1 protein-coding gene and 1 pseudogene are annotated in these 1,111 nt (G+C 42.8%); both read left to right on the top strand.

Going from position 1 to position 1,111, the window contains the following annotated elements:
• Positions 1-924: type IV toxin-antitoxin system AbiEi family antitoxin (locus tag K1F36_RS19970; RefSeq protein WP_220115357.1), on the top strand; the 924-nt coding region annotated here is incomplete at its 5' end.
• Positions 899-1,111: pseudogene (locus K1F36_RS19965) on the top strand (hypothetical protein); the annotation flags it as partial. The gene K1F36_RS19970 and the pseudogene K1F36_RS19965, both read left to right, overlap by 26 nt.

Here is a 1,111-nt window from a genome sequence, read left to right as displayed (position 1 = left end):
CCAAATGAGAGCAAAGGTTTGGATGGTCAGTTAGAGCTATTATGGCAGGATAACCATATCATTTTCCAAACCGAAATCAAACGGGAACTCCGAAATGCACAGCTACCCCAATTGGAAGATATGGCAAAAGCCAATCCCATATTTCTGATTATGGCCCAATGTATCTTTCCCAAAATCAAGGAAGCACTACGGGAACGCAAAATAGCTTACCTGGAAGCCAACGGAAACCTCTTTCTGGAGCAAGCCAATCTCTTATTATGGATAGATGCCAACGATCCAATCCCAATCAAAAGCACCAAGACCAATAGGGCATTTACAAAAACTGGACTGAAGGTGGTGTATCAATTCCTTTTGGATCGAGATTGGGTCAACAGGCCTTATCGCGAAATTGCAGAATATACCGGTACAGGTATAGGTACCATCACCAATGTATTCAATGGTCTGGAACAAGAGGGGTTCTTGATCAAACTGACCAAAAATGAACATCTTTTAGTAAATGTTCAAAACCTTTTGGAAAAATGGATCCTTGCCTATGAAAAGCAAATGAAACCAACCTTGTTTATTGGTGACTTCCGCTTTTTGAACCCTGACGACTTTTTCCAATGGCGGGATATCGAATTAATGACCGGCCGGACCTTTTGGGGGGGTGAACCTGCTGGAGATATCTATACAAATTATTTACGCCCCGAAGAACTGACCCTATATACCAATGAGCAGCCGGCAGAGCTTATGAGAAATTATCGTTTGGTACCGGAGAAAAATGGCCCGATAAAAGTTTACGAAAAATTTTGGGAGGGAGAAACACCTGTCCCCAAGGCAGTACACCCTATCCTGGCATACGCAGATCTTATCTTAAAGGGAGATCGTAGATGTAGGGAGACCGCAAATAAATTATACAATGAGTACTTACAAGATCAAATTTGAACAACTTCGCCAACATTCTGAATTTTCGGAGGTCCTATCTGCCCTAGAACGTGGATTCAGTGAACATGCAGTGGATTTCTTTCTGATCGGTGCGGTTGCCAAGGATCTTTGGATGACTGCCATTAATGGTATAGCCCCAAACCGAATCACCCGTGATATTGACTTTGCCGTGCTTGTGAACGATAAT

The sequence above is a fragment of the Flagellimonas abyssi genome (genome assembly GCF_019457905.1).
GTDB classification, from domain to species: domain Bacteria; phylum Bacteroidota; class Bacteroidia; order Flavobacteriales; family Flavobacteriaceae; genus Flagellimonas; species Flagellimonas abyssi.
This window is presented reverse-complemented; position numbering and strand designations above follow the sequence as displayed.